The organism is Collinsella sp. LCP19S3_F2 (assembly GCF_052121015.1).
Taxonomy (GTDB): domain Bacteria; phylum Actinomycetota; class Coriobacteriia; order Coriobacteriales; family Coriobacteriaceae; genus Collinsella.
Window position 1 is genome coordinate 15996 of sequence record NZ_JBQKFA010000011.1, and the last position, 21874, is coordinate 37869.

Sequence of the window (21874 nt, forward strand, 5' to 3'; positions counted from 1 at the left end):
CGTGTGCCCATGCAGCCTGGCTGCTACCTTTGGAAAGATGCCAAGGGCGATGTCATTTACGTTGGCAAGGCTAAAAATCTGCGCTCGCGCATGCGTCAATATGTGACGCTGCAGGACGAGCGCCAAAAGATTCCACTGATGATGCAGCTGGTTGCGAGCTTTGACTATATCGTTGTCGAGAACGAGCACGAGGCGCTGGTGCTCGAGCGCAACCTGATCGGTCAATATCATCCGTACTTTAATGTCGACCTTAAGGACGATAAGAGCTATCCCTTTATCGCTATCACCAAGAGCGATCTGTTCCCAGCTATTAAATATACTCGTGAGCGTCATAAGCCGGGAACGCGTTATTTTGGTCCCTATACCGACAGCCGCGCGGCGCGCGAGACCATTGATACGCTGCGCAAGGTAATCCCGATCTGCTCGGCTTCTTGTGCGGAATGGCGTCGATGCCGCCGTATCGTCGAGTCCCACAAGGGCGAAGAAGATATCGTCAATATGATTTGCGCTCAAAACGGGCGTCCCTGCTTTGACTTCCATGTTGGTCGCGGCCCGGGGGCATGCGTCGGTGCGATCTCTCCAGCCGACTATGCTAAAAACGTTAAACGCGTCGAGCGATTTTTGTCGGGCCATCGTAAAGATGTCGTTGATGAGCTTACATCCGAGATGACGGACGCCGCCGGAGCGCTCGATTTTGAGCGGGCGGCGCGCGTCAAGCGTCGCTTGGAAGTTATTAGGGGCCTGGACGACCGACAGCAGGTCGTTTTTCCGTCGAGTGTCGATCTCGATGTGATTGGTTTCTATCGAGAAGAGACCATTTCGGCCGCCTGCGTGTTTGTTGTGCGCGAGGGGCGAACGGTTCGAACCTGTGAGTTCATTCTCGATAAGGGCCTGGATGTCGATGAAGAGGAGCTTCAGTCGGGCTTTCTCAAGCGCTATTACGACGAGACGGCTGATATTCCAGCCGAGGTGAACCTTTCCGTCGAGCTTGAGGATGCGGAGGCGCTAGGGGAATGGCTTTCGGACAAGCGCGAGCGTTCCTGTCATCTCCATAGGCCTCAGCGCGGCGAAAAACACCGGTTGCTCGATATGGCATCTAAAAATGCGCGTCATGCCCTCATGCGTTATATGATGCGCACGGGATACGCCGACGATCGCACCAATCGAGCGCTCCTGGAGCTTGAGAGCGCCTTGGCGCTACCTGCGCCGCCAATGCGAATCGAGTGCTTCGATATCTCTACGCTTCATGGCACCTTTACGGTCGCCTCGATGGTGGTGTTTACCAACGGCCATGCCGACAAGAGCCAGTACCGCCGCTTTAAAATCCAGGCCGAATTGGACGAGGCGAACGACTTCGTTTCGATGTCCGAGGTTTTGGGGCGTCGCTATGCTCCCGAGCGGATGGGCGACGAACGTTTTGGCTCGCGCCCCGATTTGCTCGTTGTCGACGGCGGCAAGCCGCAATTGACGGCTGCAATTAAGCAACTTGAGGCCCTTGGGCTCGATATACCAGTTTGTGGTTTGGCAAAGGCCGATGAGGAGGTTTTCGTGCCTTGGGACGAGACTCCTGTCGTACTTCCGACCGGGTCTGCGTCGCTCTATCTCATCAAGCAGGTGCGCGACGAATCGCACCGTTTTGCCATCACGTTCCATCGTGAGTTGCGCGATAAAGCCATGACGGTTTCGGTACTCGATGACGTTCCAGGCGTGGGACCCACTAGAAAACGTGCAATTATGCGCCATTTTGGCTCGATGAAGCGGTTGCGCGCGGCGAGTGAACAAGAGATCGCGGAAGTTCGCGGCATACCTGCCGATGTTGCCAAGGCGGTCCACGAGGCGCTCGTTGCATGGAATGCCGAGCGCGCCGAGGCAGCGGCTGGCCATTCCGATAGCTAAACACGAGCCTAAACAACTGATATACATGATTGCGTGATTTTCAACCATTTATTTCGCCATGATTGCCTGCTGGTTTCGGGTTTTATTAACGCTAAAACGTTTGACTAACCCAAGCGAAAACCCTGCTATCCTGCGGGTTGACGAAGACTGATATCTCACCTCGCCGATACATACTGTCTGCTGTATCGTTTGTCAACGAATTCGGTGAACGGTAGTAAATACCGTTCAAGCGTATGTATGTATCGGTCGCCGAGCGCGGCACCTCAGTTGGGTTTGTCGGTAGGTAAGGTATATATCGTCCGCAAGTTGCGCGGGGGCAAGTTTAGGTGCTCCCGGGTAAGATTCTCTATTGATAGGAGAAGACATGGCCATCATCAATAAGGGTATGTCCAGGCGTTCGTTCCTTGGCCTCACCGGCAGCGTCGCTGCTGTCGCCGGCTTTGGTCTCACTGGCTGCGGTGGCAGCTCTAGCGACGAGGGTTCCGCTCCCGCCGATTCCGCCAACCGTGGCGGTGGCGTGATCACCGCCGGTTCCGCTTACGCTCCGTCCAGCTTCGACCCCGCCAGCACCGGCTCCGCCGTGGGCCTGGGCGCTAACTGGCACGTCGTCGAGGGCCTCTACGGCATCGATTACCACGACTACAGCACTTTCAACGAGCTCGCCACCGATGATCCCAAGTCCGTGGACGACACCACCTTCGAGGTCACCATCCGCAAGGGCGCCAAATTCTCCGATGGCACCGAGGTTACCGCTGACGACGTCGTCGCCTCCTACACCGCTTGCGCCGCTTCTGCCACCTACGCTCCGTTCTTCCAGCCTTTCGAGTCCATCGAGGCCAAGGACGCCAGCACCGTGACGGTCAAGACCAAGGTCCCCAACTTCTCCCTGCTCAAGGATCGTCTGGCCATCATTCGCGTTACTCCTGCCGCCCAGAGCGAGGAGGATCGCGCCAAGCAGCCGATCGGCTCCGGCCCCTGGATGTACGATTCTATCTCCGATACCGAGATCACCCTGGTTCCCAACCCCGAGTACAACGGTGAGTATGCTGCCGAGGATAAGAAGATCCAGTACAGCATCCTGACCGACCCCACCGCTCGCGTCACCGCTCAGCAGGAAGGCTCCACGCTCGTCATGGAGCTCGTTACCGCTGACGCCGTCGACCAGCTCGAGGGCGCTGGCTGCAAGATTGACAACGTCCAGGGCTTCGGCACCCGCTTCATCATGTTCAACGTCGCCAAGGAGCCTTGGAACGACGTCAAGGTCCGTCAGGCTGTCATGTATGCGCTCGACACCGAGAAGATGATCAGCAACACCTTCGCCGGCCTTGCTACCGCTGCCAGCTGCTACCTCCCCAAGAGCTTCACCAACTATCATGAGGCCTCCACGGTGTACAAGACCGACGCCAAGAAGGCCAAGAAGCTTATCGAGGAGTCCGGTATCACCCCGGGCGCCATTACCCTGCGCACCACTGATAACGAGCAGATCAAGGGCATGGCTGCCCAGGTCAAGAACGACCTCGACGCTCTCGGCTTCGATGTGACCATCCAGACCGATACCTCGCCGGCCACCTATGCTGCCATCGACGGCGGCGAGGCCTACGATATCCTCCTTGCCCCTGGCGATCCTTCCTGCTTCGGCGCAGACCCCGACCTGCTGCTCAACTGGTGGTACGGCGACAACGTCTGGATGCAGACCCGTTGCCCGTGGAAGGAGTCCGCTGAGTGGCAGAAGCTCCACGGCCTTATGGACGAGGCTCTTGCCGCCGAGGGCGACGAGCAGCAGAAGAAGTGGAACGAGTGCTTCGACATCATCGCCGACAACGCCGTTCTGTACCCCGTTGTCCACGTTAAGACCGTCTCCGCTTCCTGGAACGACCCGTCCACTGCGCCCAACGGCGAGGCCCTCGATGGCTTCAAGGGCATCGGCACGACGAGCATGTCCTTTAAGGGTGTCGCGACCGTCAAGGCGTAAGACTCGCTTGAGTCTATATGCAGGATGTCGGCCGTTGGGACCGTATCCTCATAGTTGAAACAAAGACCCGGGCGGCAACGATGTCGCTCGGGTCTTGTAATGAGTGTCCGTACTCATATACCAGTTGGTCCTACCGACAAAAGAAAGGGGAGAGAACGTGAACAACTTTCTACGTTTGATTGGAAGGCGTCTCGTGGCGCTGCCGATCATGGCATTGGGCGTCACCGTCCTGGTGTTCTTCCTTATGTCGTTCTCCAAGACCGACCCCGCCTACACGGCGTTGGGTGACGGTGCCTCGCCCGAGGCGGTTGCCGAGTACCATGAGAAGTATGGTCTGGACGACCCCTGGCCCGTGCGCTACGTGCGCTATATGGGCAATTTGATCCATGGCGACATGGGCACCTATGGTGCTGCTCGCAACTCCGTTGCCAAGCGCATCTCCACGGCCCTACCCGTCACGATGCAGCTGACCTTCATCGGTCTTGCCATCGGTGCGGTCGTATCGTTTTTGCTCGGCGTCATCGCGGCACTGTATCGCGATAAATGGCCGGACCAAGTGATCCGCGTCTTTTCCATCGCCGGCTTGGCAACCCCGTCGTTCTGGCTTGCCGTTCTGTTGATCCTGCTGTTCTCTTCCTACCTTAAGGTACTCCCGGCATCGGGTGCCCTGCCGCACTTCACCACGAATCCGGCTGGCTATCTGGGACGCATGATCATGCCCGCCATCGCCTTGGCATTTCCGCTGACGGGTCAGATGACTCGTATCGTGCGTACCGCCATGGTCGAGGAGCTCGACAAGGACTATGTCCGTATGGCTCGCGGCGCCGGCGTTCCCGAGAAGGTCGTCGTCGGCATCAACGTTCTCCGCAACGCGCTGATCACCCCGGTCACCACCCTCGGTCTTAAGATTGGCTATCTCATGGGCGGCGCCGTCGTCATCGAGGTCATCTTCAACCTCCCCGGCATGGGTACTGCGATCCTGCAGGGCGTTCAGGGCAACGAGGCGAACCTGGTTCAGGGCGTCGTCATCGTCGTTGCTCTTGCCTTCATCATCATCAACATCGTGGTTGACATGCTCTACCTGCTCATCAACCCGCGCATCAGGACGGTGTAGATTATGGTAAAGATTCGAGAGAAGCAAACCGAGCAGCTCGAGAAGGCTGCCTCCAAGGGGCTCAAGCTCGGTGGCTGGAAGAAGATGACGCTGTCTTCTAAGATTGCCGCCATCGTGCTGGTGCTGGTCGCCCTGACTGCGATTCTTGCCCCCGTTCTTGCCCCCTATAGCCCGGTCGAGATCTTTACGGCTCGCCAGGCTCCCGGCAACGGGTTTATCTTCGGAACCGACGACAAGGGCCGTGACATCCTTTCGCGTATGCTCTACGGTGGTCGTTACTCGCTGATCATCGGCTTTGGTGCTACCGCTATGGCTCTGGTCTGTGGCTCCGTTGTCGGTGCTCTTGCTGCGGTTTCGCGCAAGGCCGTCTCCGAGACGATTATGCGCATCCTGGACATCATCATGTCTGTCCCGGGTATCGCCCTCGCAGCCGTCTTCGTTTCCATCCTGGGCAACTCCGTGCCGTCGATTATCTTTGCGATCGGCTTTATGTACACCCCGCAGATCGCCCGTATCGTGCGTGCCAACATCGTATCCGAGTACGGTGAGGACTATGTCCGCGCGGTCATCGTCTCCGGCGCCAAGGCTCCGTGGATTCTGATCAAGCACGTTCTTCGTAACTGCATTGCCCCGATCATGGTCTTCACCGTTACCCTGGTCGCCGATGCCATCATCTTCGAGGCTTCGCTGACCTTTATCGGCGCTGGCATCCAGGAGCCCACTGCTACGTGGGGCAACATCCTCGCCGACGCCCGCGGTGGCGTGCTCGCCGGTCGTTGGTGGCAGGCGCTGTTCCCGGGTCTGGCCATCATGATCACCTGCCTGGCGCTCAACATCCTCTCCGAGGGCATTACCGACGCTATGGCCGCTGCTCCTTCCGCCGCCCTGGATCCGACCGATTCCTCCAAGCGCCGCGAGGCCGACCTGCTGGTCTCCGACCCCGTTCGCGCCTACAAGGAGCAGGCCCAGTCCCTGTCCGCCCGTCTTGGCGCCCTGCGCGATGTCGAGCTCAAGCGTAACGACCGCCATGTGCCCGATGAGTCCGTTGAGCCGATTCTTTCGGTCCGCGATTTCTGCATCCAGTTTGAGCACCACGGCGATATCAACGTCGTCGACCATGTCAACTTTGACGTCCGTCCCGGCCAGACCATGGGCCTGGTAGGCGAGTCCGGCTGCGGTAAGTCCATCACCACGCTGGCCATCATGGGCCTGACCGATGAGGACGAGCATCTTTCCGGCGAGGTCCTCTGGGAGGGTCGTGACCTGCTCAAGATGAGCAAGAAGGAGTGGTTCGGCCTGCGCGGTACCGATATCGCCATGGTCTATCAGGACGCCCTGTCCTCGCTCAACCCCTCTATGCTCATCTCCGCCCAGATGAAGCAGCTCACCAAGCGCGGCGGCACCCGCAGCGCCGAGGAGCTCCTGGAGCTCGTCGGCCTCGATCCCAAGCGCACGCTCGAGAGCTATCCGCACGAGCTTTCCGGTGGACAGCGTCAGCGCGTTCTGATCGCTATGGCCCTTACCCGCGACCCCAAGCTGGTCATCTGCGACGAGCCCACGACCGCTCTGGACGTTACCGTCCAAAAGCAGGTCATTAAGCTGCTCAACGATCTTCAGGCCAAGCTCGGCTTTGCCATGATCTTCGTCTCGCATGACCTGGCGTTGGTCGCCGAGGTCGCCCATAACATCACGGTTATGTACGCCGGTCAGGTTATCGAGCAGGCGCCCACCAAGGAGCTGCTCACCAACCCGATTCACGAGTACACCCGCGGTCTTCTGGGTTCCGTTCTGTCCATCGAGAGCGGTTCGGGCCGCCTGCACCAGGTGCCCGGCGCCGTCCCCAGCCCGCGCGATTTCCCCAAGGGCGATCGCTTCGCGCCCCGCTCAAGCCATCCGCACATCGGCCTGGACACCCGTCCGGTCTTCAAGCGCGTGCCCGGCACCGAGCACTTCTATTCCGAGCTCCCCGATGAGGTGCTCAAGGCAAATGGTTTGACCCCTCATGCGGAGGTGATGTAGATGAGCGAGACTGCGGTCAACGGCGTCGAGCCGATTATCTTCCTTGACGATGTCCACGTCACCTTTAGGACCCGTACCGGTTCGATCCTGCACCCCAATCTGGTTCATGCCGTCCAAGGCGTGACCATTAAGCTCATGCCCGGTCAGACGATCGGCATCGTCGGCGAGTCCGGTTGCGGCAAGTCCACCACTGCTAATGTCATGTGCGGCCTGCAGGCCCCCACGAGTGGCAAGGTCTACTTTAAGGGCAAGGACGTCACCAAGCGTACTGCCGAGGATCGTCGTCACATGGGCCGCGTCATCTCGGTCGTGTTCCAGAACCCCGCGACGGCACTCAACCCTCGCATGGTCGTTCGCGAGCAGCTGCTCGACCCCATGCGCGTCCACAACCTGGGTACCGAGGCCGAGCAGGAGAAGCGCGTCAAGGAACTCCTGGAGCTCACCGGTCTGCCCAGCTCTGCCGCCGAGGTTCTTCCCGGCCAGCTTTCGGGCGGTCAGCGCCAGCGCGTGGCAATTGCCCGTGCCCTGTCGTTGAACCCTGACGCCATCATCGCCGACGAGCCCACCTCGGCTCTGGACGTTTCGGTCCGCGCGCAGATCCTCAACCTGTTGACCGATCTTAAGAAGGAGCTCGGCCTGGCTATGGTGTTCATTAGCCATGACATCCAGACGGTCCGCTACATCTCTGACGACATCATCGTCATGAACGGCGGCAAGATCGTCGAGCAGGGCGAGGCCAAGCAGGTCTTCCAGAACCCGCAGGACCCCTACACCAAGATGCTGCTCGGTGCTGCGCCGTCGCTGCTGCACCCCAAGCTTGGCGAGTAGGTTCGCTTTCCCTCCTGTGCGCCCGGCTCCCTTGCCGGGCGCACCCTCGTTGCGATTTCGAAAGGTTGGGTTCACGAGCCATGCCAAGCGCTCAGGAGCTACAACAGCAATTTGGTGGTTATCGGGGCGCCATGCCTCGTCCATCAGATTTCGATCTCTTTTGGAACGACCGCATGGCCGAGGCTGACGCCGTCGAGATCGACTATTCGGTCGAGGAGGCATCGATTGCCGATGCTGCGACCTGCCAGTTTTTTGACCTCTGGTATACCGGCATGTGTGGCGCCCGCCTGCATGCCAAGTATCTCAAGCCGGTTTCGGACGAGTCCGTGCCGCTGGTGCTACAGTTCCACGGCTATCCGGGCGCAAGCCGCAGCTGGTTCGAGCAGGCGTCGTTTGCGGGTATGGGCATGGCACTTGTCGCCCTCGACTGCCCCGGTCAGGGTGGCCCCTCCGAGGATATTGGTGGATTTGAAGGCACAACGGTTGCCGGGCATATCGTTGCCGGTATCGACGGCGACCCGGCCAATCTCTACTACGTACGCTTGCATCAGGATATCCGCATTCTGTGCCGCATTGTTCGCGAGCTCGAGGGCATCGATCTTGCCCGTGTTTTTGTGAACGGTGCGTCGCAGGGCGGTGGCTTGGGCATTGCGACCTGCGCGCTTAACAGCGAGCTTATCAATCGTGCCGCCATCCTCTATCCTTTCCTGTCGGATTTCCGCCTGGTCTGGGATTTGGATGCCGACGACATTGCCTACGAGGGCCTGCGCTATTGGTCTCGCTGGTTTGACGAGGACTCGACTCGTATTGACGAGGCCTATGCCAAGCTGGCGTATTTCGATTCCAAGAACTTTGCCCCCATGGTCAAATGCCCCGTGCTGTTTGGCACGGGAACGGCTGATATCGTCTGTCCACCGGCGACGCAGTTTGCGGTCTACAATAACCTGACCTGTGAGAAGCGCCATGAGTTCTTTGAGGGCTTTGGCCACGAGGAGATTCAGGATTTTGACGATCTGATCATTCCGTTTTTCTGCAAGGAAGGGGAGGCTCATGTCTAAGTGCGAGAGCAATGTCAATGAGCTGATTGACCCCGAGCTTGCGGGGATCTCTGGGACGGTTTCGTCAAGGCTCTCCGATTTCCGTGATTGGCGCGGCGATGCCTTGGCGGATGTTTCCGAGTTGGAGGCAGCCGCTTCGGACCTTGAGGTTTGCGGACTGACTGTCACGGCGATTGATTTCGCCAATCCGTGCGCGCGCTACTCCGAGGTTTCCTTTGAACTTGCCGGGGAAGTCGTACACGGCCGTTTGATTGAGCCCTCAGGTTGTGCCCGGGCATCCGAGCTTGTGCCGCTATGCCTGATGTTTCATGACATCGACCGACCCGTACGTGGATGGCATCACATGACGAGGTTTGCCGCCATGGGATATGCCGTGCTTGCGCTGGACGACGATGTGATTGGGCTCAGCGAGCTGAAGCAGGGGGTTACCTCGCCCGTTTTTGTTGAACGCGTCCGCTGGGGCTGTGCAATGGCAAAGGTCGCGCGCAATCTTGACGGCATGGACCCCGACCGCATCTTTGCATGGGGCGAGGGCCTTGGCGGTGGAGTCGCGCTGGCGGTTTCTGCTCTGGACGAGCGGGGCCTTGCCTGCACGGCGGTTGCCAATCCGCTTCCCGGCGGCCTCGAAGCGCTGTCGTCTCGGGTGCGCGGATCGGTACTCATGGGTACATCGCTCATGGATGCCGTGAGCGATCCCAAGAGCCAGTTTGCCGTATTCAACGGTCTTGAGTGTGACCGGAGGCATATTATCTATGCCAAATATGCTCACGAACGCATCAATGCGTTCGAAAACGAAGTCGTCGACTTCTTTAACCAAGCGTTCTACCTGTGTTCTTTGGCCTAGACGGCCTGGACACTGCCAACAAGAGTGGGCGGCATAGGGCCACCCGCCAGACAACTAAGGAGATTCTTGTGGCAACTCAGAAATTCACCGGTGTTATTCCTCCCGTCGTTGTTCCCGATACCGAAGATCACCAGCTCGACGTTGCCTCCTTTGAGCGCAGCATCAACCGCATGATCGACGCCGGCGTCGATGGCCTGTTCTTCCTGGGCTCTTCGGGTGAGGTCGTTTTCTCCACCGACGAGCGTCGTCGACAGATCATCGCCGAGGCCGTTCGAATCGTCGACCACCGCGTTCCTGTTCTGGTCGGCATCATCGATACCGAGACCGAGCGCATGATTGAGCACGGTAAGGTTGCTCAGGAGCTGGGCGCCGATGCGCTCGTTGCCACCTGCCCGTTCTATGCCCTGCAGGGCATGACCGAGGTCGAGGAGCATTTCCGCATCCTGCACGAGGAGCTCGACCTGCCCATCTTTGCCTATGACATTCCCGTGTGCGTTCACACCAAGCTCCCCTGGAAGCTCCTTGCAAAGCTCGGCGCCGAGGGCGTCCTTGCTGGCGTCAAGGATTCCTCGGGTGACGACGTCTCGTTCCGCTACCTCGTTCAGGAGAACGAGAAGAACGGCCATCCGATGAGCATCCTCACCGGCCATGAGGTCGTCGTCGACGGTGCCTACCTTGGTGGCGCCGACGGCTCTGTCCCGGGTCTCGCCAACGTTGAGCCCGAGGGCTACGTGCGTCAGTGGAAGGCCGCTCAGGCTGGTGACTGGGCTACCGTCAAAGCCGAGCAGGATCGCCTCAATGAGATTTCGCACATCTGGGACGTCACCTCGGGCGTCCAGGGCTATGCCGGTGGCGTTGGCGCCTTCAAGACCGCTATGAACCTCATGGGCATTTTCGACAGCCCGACCATGCCGCGCCCGGTGAAGGCCATGACCGGCGAGAACGTCGAGGCGATTAGGAAGGTCCTCCAGGACAACGGTCTCCTGTAAAGCTTTCCCGGGCACCCGATCTTGGGGCTCAAGCGATCGAGCGTGACCCATTAGGTCAATGCCCGACCGCTTTCACCCCAACCCCGGGCACTCGGGAAGCCTTTAGCAAGCTGCGGCGATAACACCGCCTTTATTTCCTGTAGTTGTTTTTATCTCCTAAGGAGAGCGACATGGAGAACAAGTACATCTGCTCCGTTGATATCGGTGGCACCAAGATTGCGACCGCCATTATGGAATATCCGGCTGATGGCGGCGTGCCCCATCCCGTATTTGAGGCTGAGGTTCCCACCGAGGCCCAAGAGGGCGGTGAGGCCGTCTTCCAGCGTATCGAGGCGTCCATCAAGGCCGCTCTCGAGGCGAATCCCGATGTCGAGGTCCTTGGCGTCGGTATCGGTGCCGCTGGCGTCGTCGATCCCAAGACGGGCGCCATCGCGTATGCCAACGAGATCATGCCCGGCTGGTCCGGCGTTCAGTTGGGGCCGCGTCTGCGCGAGGACCTCGGTCTTCCCGTTGCCGTTGTAGGCGACGTGCAGGCTCATGCTCTGGGTGAGGCCCATTGGGGCGTCGGCAAGGGCAAGTTCTCCGTCTTGTGTCTGGGCATCGGTACGGGTATCGGAGGCGCATATGTCGAGAACGGCCGCGTGATGCAGGGCTTCCATGGCGCTGCCGGCCATATGGGCCACATCGAGTGCTCGGCTGCCGCCGGCATTCCCTGCGCCTGCGGGCGTTCCGGCCATCTGGAGTCGGTGGCTTCGGGTACGTCGATTGGGCGCATGTACGACGAGCGCTTCGGTCGTGTTGACCCCAGCCGTCCCTCGGTTGGCCGCGACGTGAACGACCTGTGCCGCGCGGGTGACGCAAAGGCGACCGAGGTCATCCACGATGCCGGCTTTGCATTGGGCGCTAGCTTGGGCTCGCTCGCCAACATTCTGGATCCAGAGGTCATCGTGCTTTCGGGTGGCGTAATTCACCAGGGACCCGATTGGCGTTCGCAGACGTGGAAGGATTCGGTACACGAGGGCTATGCCAGCCAAGCGCTCGATCCGCTTCAGGACACGCCGATCCTCATCGGTTCTCTGGAGGGCGACGCACCGCTTATCGGTGCCGCCGAGCATCTTCTTGCCTCGTTAAAGTAAACGTATCTGCTGTAGGAGCCTCCCGAGACGACACGCCTCGGGAGGCTGTTCTGAGAAAGGTTATAGCCTTATGACCGTCGATCCTTTAATTCAATCCCTGAAGGGTAAGCTCATCGTGAGCGTTCAGGCGTATATGGGCGAGCCGCTTCGTACGCCCGAGACCATGGCTCAAATGTCTCGCGCTTGCGAACTCGGTGGCGCCGCCGCCATTCGTTGCCAGGGCCTTGCCGACATTGCTGCCATTAAGGGTCGTTGTGAGGTTCCTGTTATCGGCCTGTGGAAGGATGGACACGAGGGCGTTTACATCACGCCGACGCTGCGTCACGCCCGCGCCTGCGTTGCTGCCGGTGCTGACATCGTGGCGATTGACGCCACCGATCGTCCGCGCCCCGATGGCAAGTCGCTCGAGGACACTTTTCGTCCGCTGCACGAGGAGGGCGTGCTTCTGATGGCGGACTGCGCCACGATCGAGGATATCCGCCGCGCGGTCGACATGGGCTTCGATTTGGTTTCCACTACGCTTTCGCATGGCGTCGCCGCCATCGATTGCACCATGGCAGACGGCCCCGACCTGCCGCTTTTGCGCCAGGCAACCGAGGAGTTCCCCGGTCTTCCCATTATTTGCGAGGGCCGTGTGCATACGCCCGAGGAGGCTCGCGCCGCGATTGACGCCGGCGCCTGGGCCGTTGTCGTTGGCACTGCCATTACGCACCCCACAAGTATTACGAGTTGGTTCAAGGCTGCGCTTGAGGCGTAAGACGGGCCTCGTATCCGCTTGGGGCGGTATACTCAACTAAGGCAATTGATCGCGCGGGATCCGCTGGCCGGGTCCTGCGCTTATTTTAGGAGGCAGCACATGCAAAAGGGAGATGCCATGGATGCGGCGGAGCGCACGGAGCGCATTCCCGATATCGTCATCATCACCGGAATGTCCGGATCGGGCCGAACGCAAGCCATGCATGTGTTTGAGGACATGGGCTATTTTTGTATCGACAACCTGCCTCCGCGCCTGATTGCGCAGCTCGCAGAGCTTGTTGGCATCAATACGGGTGTGGGTAGACATCTTGCTGTTACCTGTGACCTTCGCAGCCAAGGCCTGTTTGATGAGCTGCTTGACGCCGTTGCCGCCTTGGAAGAGCGCGAGATGAGCTGTGACATTGTGTTTCTCGATGCATCTGATGAGGTGCTGATTCGCCGCTACAGCGAAAACCGCCGCCGCCATCCCATTGCGAAGCCGGGGGAGACCACGGCCGACGCCATCCAGCGCGAGCGTTTACAACTCCAGGGCGTGCGCGACCGAGCCGATATGATCATCGATACGAGCCGCCTTCGTACCTCTGCTTTACGCAATAAGCTGCGTGCGGCTTTTTCAGAGCTGTCCGACCAGCAGCTCATGGACGTCCACGTCTTCTCATTTGGCTTTAAGCATGGTATGCCCGTCGAGGCAGACATCATGATCGATGTTCGCTTCCTGCCTAATCCATTCTACGACCCCGAGATGCGCACGTTGACCGGCCTCGATAAGAAGGTCTCCGACTTTGTCCTGGACCATCCCAAGACGCAGGAGTTCTGGAAGGTTTGGACGCAGTTGCTCGATACGGTCATGCCGGGTTATATCGCGGAGGGCAAGCCGCAGCTTTCCATTGCCATCGGCTGTACGGGCGGCCAGCACCGCAGCGTTGCCATTGCAGAGGCTACGGCCCGATACCTGGAAGGTGCTCAGTATCACGTGAGCATTTCTCACCGCGACTTGTCGCGTGCCAACACGAAAGCATAGGTTTGAATGTCGTTTACCGCCGAGGTGCGTGACGAGCTTGCGCGCTGCGAACCCGAATGTGAATATTGCGATCTGTCGACACTTGCCGCTCTTACACGTGTGAGTGGCACGCTTTCGCTGGCGGGCTCTGGTCGGTACCGTTTGACGGTTGCGACCGAGACGGGTGCCGTTGCACGCACGATGATTACGCTGACGCACCGCATCCTCAAGCTCAAAACGGAGTTTACCGTCCGCAAGTCGGTCTTGCATAAGGTGCGAAACTATCTCATCACCTTGCCCGACCAGCCCGACCTCGATAAGGCTTTGGTTCTGCTGGGCATTCTCGACCGCAGGGGAGGGCTCGTCGCCGGTGTGCCGCGCCATATCGTCGCCCGGCCCTGCTGCAGGCTCGCCTACATTCGCGGCGCTTTGATTGCCGGCGGCTTTGTGGCAGACCCGCGTGGCGATTTTCACCTGGAGATTGCGGTGCAGGGCGAACAATACGCCAAGGGGCTTTGCGACCTGTTGGAGCAGGTCGGGGTTCATGCGCGTGTCAACGCCCGGCGAGGATCATATGCCGTGTACATCAAGAGCGCCGAGGAGATTGAGCATTTGCTCAAATTGATTGGTGCCAAGCGCAGCGTTGCCGAAATCGAGGAAGCCCGTGCGGTCAAGTTGGTGAAAAACGACGTAAATCGTCGCGTGAATGCTGAGCTGGCCAACCAGACGAGAAGCGCCGGCGCTGCCCAACATCAGCTCGCGCTTATCGAGGAGCTTGAGCGACGCGGCATGCGCGATGTGCTCCCGGATGCCTTGGCGGCCTTTTGTGACTTACGTGAGCGCTATCCCGATCTCTCACTGCGAGATTTGGGGGAGATGGCCGACCCTCCTTTGTCAAAGTCGGCCCTATATCACCGTGTTTTGCGTCTTGAAAAGCTCATTGAAGCGAACAAGTAGTTTAAAGCGGCAGTTTATATAGTACTTGAACTGCTGTTTTATGCTTTAAAACGTTTTAAAGCAAATTTGATTTTCAATTTCGAGCATTCTCGTGAAATTCAAGTCAAAAAAAAGGTATATTAGGCGAGTGGTTAGTTTGTGGGCCTCAACGGCGGGCGCTGTAGCTTGCGGGGGCCTTACGAAAGGAGACACAATGGCAGTAAAGGTTGCTATTAACGGCTTCGGTCGCATCGGTCGTCTGGCCTTCCGTCAGATGTTCGGTCATGAGGGCTCCGAGATCGTCGCTATCAACGACCTCACCTCTCCCGATATGCTCGCTTACCTGCTGAAGTACGACTCCACGCAGGGCAACTATGCTCGCGATCACGAGGTCGTCGCTGGCGAGGATTCCATCACCGTTGACGGCAAGGAGATCAAGATCTACAAGGAGGCCGACGCCAACAACCTGCCTTGGGGCGACCTCGACGTCGACGTCGTTCTCGAGTGTACTGGCTTCTACACCAGCAAGGCTAAGGCTCAGGCCCACATCAACGCTGGTGCCAAGAAGGTCGTCATCTCCGCTCCGGCCGGCAGCGATCTGCCCACCATCGTGTACAACGTCAACCATGAGACGCTGACCGCTGAGGACAACATCATCTCCGCTGCTTCCTGCACCACCAACTGCCTCGCCCCGATGGCCAAGGGTCTGAACGACTTCGCTCCCATCGTGTCCGGCATCATGACCACCATTCACGCCTGGACTGGCGACCAGATGCCGCTCGACGGCCCGCAGCGCAAGGGCAACAAGCGTCGTAGCCGCGCCTGCGCCGTCAACATCGTCCCCAACACCACCGGTGCTGCCAAGGCTATCGGCCTGGTTCTCCCCGAGCTCAACGGTAAGCTCATCGGTGCCGCCCAGCGCGTCCCGACGCCGACCGGCTCCCTCACCAACCTCTACGCTGTCGTTGACAAGAAGGTTACCGCCGACGAGGTCAACGCCGCTATGAAGGCCTACGCTGCCACCATCTCCGAGACCTTCGCTTACAACGAGGACGACATCGTCTCCACCGATATCATCGGCGAGACCCATGGCTCCATCTTCGACGCCACTCAGACCATGTGCTCTGACCTCGGCAACGGCCAGACCCTCGTTCAGGTTACCTCTTGGTACGACAACGAGAACTCCTACACCTCTCAGATGGTCCGCACCATCAAGTACTTCGAGAAGTTCGTTGCTTAATTTGGCTTTTAGCGAATAGCTCGTTGAGCGTCTAAAAAAGGGCGCGGCCTTATAGGGCTTACACCCTAAGGTCGCGCCCTTTTTATAAGAAATCGTCTGCCGTAATGGGAGGCAGACACGTACGAAAGGTAGAAGCAAACATGGCCTTTACCAAGAAGACCGTCCGCGACATCGATGTCGACGGCAAGCGCGTTCTCGTCCGCGTTGACTTCAACGTGCCTATCAAGGATGGCGTCGTTGGCGACACCACCCGTATCAAGGCTGCCCTGCCCACCATCAACTATCTCGTTGAGCACAATGCTCGCGTTATCCTCATGAGCCACCTCGGCCGTCCCGAGGGCACCGGCTTCCAGCCCGAGCTTTCCCTCGAGCCCGTCGCCAAGAAGCTCGCCGAGCTCTCTGGTCTCGATGTTGCTTTTGTCGCCGACACTTATGGCGAGAAGGCCGCCGAGGCCGTCGCCGCCGTCGAGCCGGGCAAGGTCCTCGTTCTCGAGAACGTCCGTTTTGACAAGCGTGAGAAGAAGAACGATCCCGAGATCGCCAAGACCCTCGCTTCCTATGGCGACGTCTTCGTCCTCGACGCCTTCGGTACCGCTCACCGCGCCCAGGGTTCCGTCGTGGGTCCCGCCGCTTACCTGCCCGCAGTCGCTGGCTTCCTTCTGGAGAAGGAGGTCGACACGCTGACCGGTATCTTCGCCGAGCCCGAGCGTCCCTTCGTCGCCATCGTCGGCGGTTCCAAGGTTTCCTCCAAGATCGGCGTTCTCGATCACCTTATCGACTCCGCCGACACCCTGATTATCGGTGGCGGCATGGCCTATACCTTCTTCCTGGCTCAGGGCATGACCGTCGGTCAGTCCCTCAAGGAAGAGGACTGGGTCGAGCGCGCTGGCGAGATGCTCAAGAAGGCCGAGGAGAAGGGCGTCAAGATCCTGCTCCCCATCGACAACCGTGTTGCCGACCACTTTGGCGAGGACGCTGTCCCCGAGGTTGTCGCTTCCGACGCTATCCCCGACGACCGTGAGGGCATGGACATCGGCCCCAAGACCGAGGAGCTCTACGCCGAGGCCGTCAAGGGCGCCAAGACCGTATTCTGGAATGGCCCCATGGGCGTCTTTGAGTTCGACAACTTCGCTCACGGCACCCAGGCTATCGCCGAGGCTGTCGCCGAGGCTGATTGCACCTCGATCATCGGTGGTGGCGATTCCGTCGCAGCCGTCAACAAGTTTAACCTGGCCGACAAGATGAGCTGGATCTCCACCGGCGGTGGCGCTTCCATGGAGCTCGTCGAGGGTAAGGCCCTGCCCGGAGTGGAGGCGCTTCTCGATGCCTAATCGCACCCTTCTTATCGCTGGTAACTGGAAGATGAACAACGACGTCGCCGAGGCTGCCAAGCTCGCCGACGAGCTGGCCCAGGCTCTGCCCGAGGTTCCGGCTGGCGTCGAGGTGCTCGTCTGCCCTCCGACCATCGACATTACTACGGTTCATGACCGCATTCAGGCTGCCCCCATCGCCCTCGGTGCACAGAACGTGTACTGGGAGGCCAAGGGTGCCTTCACCGGTGAGTCCTCTTGCGACATGCTCAAGTCCGCTGGCTGCACCTACTGCATCATCGGCCACTCCGAGCGTCGTGACTACTTCCACGAGACCGATGAGGACCAGAACAAGAAGGCTAAGGCTCTCGTTGCCGCCGGTCTTGTTCCCGTCTTCTGCTGCGGTGAGTCCCTTGAGGTTCGCGAGGCCGGCACCTATGTCGAGCATGTCGTGAACCAGGTCAAGGCTGGTCTCGAGGGTCTTGAGATCACCTGCCCCAAGCAGGTCGTCGTCGCCTACGAGCCCATCTGGGCCATCGGCACCGGCAAGACCGCTACCGCCGAGGACGCTCAGGAGGTCTGCGGCGCTATCCGTGAGACCCTCAAGGAGATGTTCGGCGAGGAGCTCGCCAACGGCATCCGCGTTCTTTATGGTGGCTCCGCCAAGCCCGCCAACATCGCTGAGCTTGTTGCCAAGCCCGACGTTGACGGCGCCCTCGTGGGCGGCGCTTCGCTCAAGGCTGCCGACTTCGCCTCTATGGTCGTCAAGGCAGGCGAGTAGGGCATATGGCACAGCGTCATCTTCCTGCACTCCTAATCATCATGGATGGCTGCGGCTTGGCTCCGGCCGACGGCGAGAACGCCGTCGCTGCCGCCAAGACGCCCTTCCTCGATAGCCTGTACGAGAAGTATCCTCACACCACGCTCGGTGCTTCGGGCGAGGACGTGGGCCTTCCCGACGGCCAGATGGGCAACTCCGAGGTGGGTCACCTCAACATCGGTGCCGGCCGCATCGTGTTTCAGGAGCTTTCGCGCATCAACAACGCCATCAAGGACGGCTCCATCGCCAAGAACGAGGTTTTCGTCAAGGCTATGGATGACGTCAAGGCCGAGGGCAAGACCCTGCACCTCATGGGCCTTATGAGCCCCGGCGGTGTTCATTCTCACATGAACCATGTCGAGGCCCTGGTCAAGATGGCTGCCCAGTATGGCATTAAGACCGTTCGCGTTCACGCCTTTATGGATGGCCGCGACGTCGATCCGCAGTCCGGTGCCGGCTACATGAGCGAGTTCTGCGCCTTCCTGGCCAAGATCTCCGAGGAGACTGGTTGCGACGCTCGCGTTGCTACCGTCTCGGGCCGTTATTGGGCCATGGACCGCGACAACCGTTGGGAGCGCATCGAGCGCGCCTACGACGTCATGGTCAATGCGTCCGATGCCGATACCGACCCCGTTGCCGGTATCAAGGCCTACTACGAGAAGGATCCGCGCGGCGATGAGTTCGTTGAGCCGTTCGCTGCCCACAACGAGGGCATCCACGAGGGCGACGCGGCCATCTTCTTCAACTTCCGTCCCGACCGCGCTCGTCAGATGACCCGCGTGTTCACGGACAAGGAGTTCGACGGCTTTGAGCGCGAGCAGATCAAGCTCTCGCACTTTGTGACGATGACCGAATACGATCCGACGTTTGACGTCGAGGTCGCCTTCCCCAAGACGTTCCCCGAGAACGTTCTGGCCGACGTAATCGCAGCCAATGGCCTGAAGCAGCTGCACACCGCCGAGACCGAGAAGTACGCCCACGTGACGTTCTTCCTTAACGGCGGCATCGAGGAGCCCAAGGAGGGCGAGGAGCGCGTGCTCGTCGCTTCCCCCAAGGTTGCTACCTACGATTTGCAGCCCGAGATGAGCGCTCCCGAGGTTACCGAGAAGCTCGTCGCTGCCATCAACGAGGACCGCGCTGATTTCTACATCGTGAACTTCGCGAACTGCGACATGGTTGGTCACACCGGTGTCTTCGACGCGGCCGTTAAGGCCGTCGAGGCTGTTGACGATGCCCTGTCCAAGGTTGTCCCGGCGATTCTCGCTAAGGGCGGCTTTGCGCTGATTACCGCCGACCACGGCAACGCCGATCACATGTTTGACGTTGCTTCCGACGGTTCCAAGCATCCGTTTACGGCTCACACCACCAACCGCGTGCCGTTCATCATCGTTGATGAGAAGGCACAGCTCGCCGGTATCGAGGACGGTCGACTTTCCGATATCGCCCCGACTATGCTCACCATGGCTGGTCTGGAGCCTTCCGCCGAGATGACGGGCCGCGTGCTCGCGACCGAGGCCTAAGAGAAAACGCCAAGCGTTTCTTTGCAAGGGGGTTGACCATATTCGGGCAACCCCCTTTTTGGTATTTTTGCCATTTCTACCTCGTCCCCAAATGGCAAGTGGGGAGTGTCGGGGGTTGTGGTACAGTACTGGAGTTTGAATTGTTCTATTAAGGAGCTTCTCTATGGGTCCGTTTCAGATTCTGCTGTTTGTAGTTTGGGCTGTCTCTGCCGTGGCGCTGACGATTCTCGTCCTGATGCATTCCGGTAAGGGCACCGGCGTTTCGGATATGATTGCCAGCTCGCTGTATAACTCCAGCTCTGCCACGGGCGTTATGGAGCAGAACCTTGACCGCCTGACCGTCATCATGGCTGTCGTGTTTGCCGTGTGCGTCGTGCTGTGCATGTTCTTCTTCCCGCAGGGCATCGTGGGCTACTAAGCACGAGCCGCATAAAATAATTGAAAAGGGTTCCGCAAGTGCGGGACCCTTTTTGTTTACATATTTGTAACAGAGTCAGAATATCACCACATACTGCGCCCAACTAAAGAAATTCTCGACCGTTAACCGGAATTAGCCCCAAATCGTGCATAAAATGCGCTACTGTATTGAAAACGTTGGCCTGTTGTGCATAACCAGCCATAGCAACGGGCGGCGTTTCGATAGTTCGGATCGGATTGTCTCGACATATGTCCGACTGAACATTTCTTTGTCCTATCTCATAAGGAGGATGGCATGGCTGATTCTATGTTCCACCAGCCCGTTATGGGTCGTCGCGCCTTTGTCGGCGGTACCCTTGCTGCGAGCTCCATGGCTTTTCTTGCCGCATGCGGCAAGAAGGGCGGAGACGCTTCCGGTTCTGAGTCCGGTTCGACGCTGAACTTCTACATCAATAACCCGGTCTGCATCGACCCCTACAATGTCCAGGAGGACCAGGGCACTCAGGTCGAGTACCAGCTCTTTGACGCTCTGACCTCTTATGACGCCGAGAAGGGCGAGATCGTTCCGCTGGCTTGCGAGTCCTTCGAGGCCAACGACGACGCCACCGAGTTTACCTTCAAGATCAAGAAGGCCAAGTTCCACAACGGTGATGACGTTACCTCCAAGTCCTTCAAGCTCGGTTGGGAGCGTCTGGTCAGCACCAAGTCCGCTGTCGCTAAAGAGTATGGTCCTTCCGAGGTCTCCTATCACCTTTCCATGGTCGAGGGCTATGACGATCTGCTTGCCGGTAACACTACTGAGCTCAGCGGTGTTACCTGCCCTGACGATGAGACCCTCGTCGTCAAGCTGACTTCCGCTTACGCCGACTTCCCCTTCGTCGCCTCTCATCCGGCTCTGTCCCCGGTTCCCGAGTGCGCCGAGTCCGATGTCAAGAGCTTCTACCTTGCCCCGATCGGTAACGGCCCGTTCATGATGGACGGCAAGTGGGAGGATGGTCAGGAGATCAACCTCAAGAAGTTCGACGATTACTATGGCGACAAGGCCAAGATCGATAGCATCCACTTCCAGGTCATCAAGGACGTGGAGACCGCTTACAAGGAGTTCCAGGCCGGTAACCTTGACATCTGCGACGTTCCCGTTGCTCAGATCGACGCCGCCAAGAAGGATCGCGGCGAGTCCAAGGACGGCTACACCATGGGCGACGGCGAGCGCATGCTGCTCGGCGCCGAGCCTTCCACCTACTACCTGACCTGCAACACCACGGCCGAGCCGTTCAACAACGCCGATCTGCGCAGGGGCATCTCCCTGGCCATCAACCGTGAGGCCATCTGCAAGACCATCTTCAAGGGTACCCGCACCCCCGCTGACGGCATTGTTCCTCCGGGCATCGATGGCTACAAGGAGGGCGCATGGGAGTTCTGCGCCTACGACGTCGACAAGGCTAACGAGTACCTCGACAAGGTTGCTCCCGCTGACGCCAACGGCGATCGTGGCATTAACGTGACTCTGTCCTACAACCAGGACGGTGGCCACAAGGAGATCATGGAGTCCATCATCGGTGACCTTGCCAAGGTTGGCATTACCGCCGTCTCCGATACCCCCGAGTGGTCTGCCCTGCTCGAGCAGTACCAGAACCTCAACTATCAGTTCGGTCGTCTGGGCTGGATTGCCGACTATCCGATCATGGACAACTTCCTGTATCCGCTGTTCCACTCCGACTCCCTCGGTGGCGACAACCGTTCTGGTTACAACAACCCCGAGTTCGACGCCAAGGTCGACGAGGCCCGTACCACGATTGACGACGAAGAGCGCGTCGCTAAGATGCAGGAGGCCGACGCAATGGTCGCTGCTGACTGCCCGGTCATCCCGCTGATGTTCTACACGCACACCATCGCCGGCTCCGATCGCATCAAGTACCTCTATGTCGATCCGCAGAAGCACGCCGATCTGGGTACCGCTGAGCTCGCCTAAGAGTTTTGCAACTTCCGTGAGGGTCAAGTATTTACGTAGACCTCATG

18 protein-coding genes are annotated in these 21874 nt (G+C 59.2%); all 18 read left to right on the top strand.

Going from position 1 to position 21874, the window contains the following annotated elements:
• Nucleotides 1-9: 9 nt before the first annotated feature.
• The 18 genes from uvrC (at nt 10) to ACTQX9_RS08495 (ending at nt 21827) form a co-directional block, all read left to right on the top strand.
• Complete coding sequence (gene uvrC / locus ACTQX9_RS08410) at nt 10-1896, top strand: excinuclease ABC subunit UvrC (RefSeq protein WP_441541208.1); 1887 nt, start codon at nt 10-12, stop codon at nt 1894-1896.
• Nucleotides 1897-2260: 364 nt separating this feature from the next.
• Entirely contained in the window at nt 2261-3868 is a 1608-nt protein-coding gene (locus tag ACTQX9_RS08415; protein ID WP_427718660.1) for an ABC transporter substrate-binding protein, read from the top strand.
• 157 nt (nt 3869-4025) lie between these two features.
• Entirely contained in the window at nt 4026-4982 is a 957-nt protein-coding gene (locus tag ACTQX9_RS08420; protein WP_370450641.1) for an ABC transporter permease, read from the top strand.
• Between the two features lie 3 nt (nt 4983-4985).
• Nucleotides 4986-7001 carry a dipeptide/oligopeptide/nickel ABC transporter permease/ATP-binding protein gene (locus ACTQX9_RS08425; protein WP_427728769.1) on the top strand — a complete coding sequence of 672 codons (2016 nt, stop codon included), beginning with the start codon at nt 4986-4988 and terminating at the stop codon, nt 6999-7001.
• On the top strand, nt 7002-7829 hold the full coding sequence (locus ACTQX9_RS08430) for an ABC transporter ATP-binding protein (RefSeq protein ID WP_154517508.1): 828 nt from the start codon (nt 7002-7004) through the stop codon (nt 7827-7829). It abuts the gene before it with no gap.
• 80 nt (nt 7830-7909) lie between these two features.
• On the top strand, nt 7910-8887 hold the full coding sequence (locus tag ACTQX9_RS08435; RefSeq protein ID WP_441541196.1) for an acetylxylan esterase: 978 nt from the start codon (nt 7910-7912) through the stop codon (nt 8885-8887).
• Nucleotides 8880-9731, top strand: coding sequence for an acetylxylan esterase (locus ACTQX9_RS08440; RefSeq protein WP_441541198.1), 852 nt, complete (start codon nt 8880-8882; stop codon nt 9729-9731). Before ACTQX9_RS08435 ends, ACTQX9_RS08440 begins: the two co-directional genes overlap by 8 nt.
• Nucleotides 9732-9799: 68 nt before the next feature.
• Nucleotides 9800-10720, top strand: a complete 921-nt coding sequence (locus ACTQX9_RS08445) for a dihydrodipicolinate synthase family protein (RefSeq protein ID WP_427718650.1) — start codon at nt 9800-9802, stop codon at nt 10718-10720.
• A gap of 170 nt (nt 10721-10890) precedes the next feature.
• Nucleotides 10891-11856 carry an ROK family protein gene (locus tag ACTQX9_RS08450; protein WP_427728775.1) on the top strand — a complete coding sequence of 322 codons (966 nt, stop codon included), beginning with the start codon at nt 10891-10893 and terminating at the stop codon, nt 11854-11856.
• 70 nt (nt 11857-11926) lie between these two features.
• Entirely contained in the window at nt 11927-12613 is a 687-nt protein-coding gene (locus tag ACTQX9_RS08455) for an N-acetylmannosamine-6-phosphate 2-epimerase (protein ID WP_154517496.1), read from the top strand.
• Between the two features lie 99 nt (nt 12614-12712).
• Complete coding sequence (gene rapZ, locus ACTQX9_RS08460; protein ID WP_427718645.1) at nt 12713-13633, top strand: RNase adapter RapZ; 921 nt, start codon at nt 12713-12715, stop codon at nt 13631-13633.
• A gap of 6 nt (nt 13634-13639) precedes the next feature.
• Nucleotides 13640-14569 carry a DNA-binding protein WhiA gene (whiA, locus tag ACTQX9_RS08465; protein ID WP_441541200.1) on the top strand — a complete coding sequence of 310 codons (930 nt, stop codon included), beginning with the start codon at nt 13640-13642 and terminating at the stop codon, nt 14567-14569.
• A 193-nt stretch (nt 14570-14762) separates the two neighbouring features.
• Nucleotides 14763-15788: a type I glyceraldehyde-3-phosphate dehydrogenase gene (gene gap, locus ACTQX9_RS08470; RefSeq protein ID WP_154517458.1), complete on the top strand. Its 1026-nt coding sequence runs from the start codon at nt 14763-14765 to the stop codon at nt 15786-15788.
• A 140-nt stretch (nt 15789-15928) separates the two neighbouring features.
• Nucleotides 15929-17119 carry a phosphoglycerate kinase gene (locus ACTQX9_RS08475; RefSeq protein WP_304212190.1) on the top strand — a complete coding sequence of 397 codons (1191 nt, stop codon included), beginning with the start codon at nt 15929-15931 and terminating at the stop codon, nt 17117-17119.
• Entirely contained in the window at nt 17112-17879 is a 768-nt protein-coding gene (gene tpiA, locus ACTQX9_RS08480; RefSeq protein ID WP_154517452.1) for a triose-phosphate isomerase, read from the top strand. Before ACTQX9_RS08475 ends, tpiA begins: the two co-directional genes overlap by 8 nt.
• A gap of 5 nt (nt 17880-17884) precedes the next feature.
• Nucleotides 17885-19438: a 2,3-bisphosphoglycerate-independent phosphoglycerate mutase gene (gene gpmI / locus ACTQX9_RS08485; protein WP_427718639.1), complete on the top strand. Its 1554-nt coding sequence runs from the start codon at nt 17885-17887 to the stop codon at nt 19436-19438.
• Between the two features lie 163 nt (nt 19439-19601).
• A complete protein-coding gene (secG, locus tag ACTQX9_RS08490) occupies nt 19602-19856 on the top strand; it encodes a preprotein translocase subunit SecG (protein WP_006236144.1) in 255 nt (84 codons plus the stop codon).
• Nucleotides 19857-20150: 294 nt separating this feature from the next.
• Nucleotides 20151-21827 (top strand): peptide ABC transporter substrate-binding protein, encoded by a 1677-nt coding sequence (locus tag ACTQX9_RS08495; protein WP_441541202.1) that lies wholly within the window; start codon nt 20151-20153, stop codon nt 21825-21827.
• Nucleotides 21828-21874: the final 47 nt, after the last annotated feature.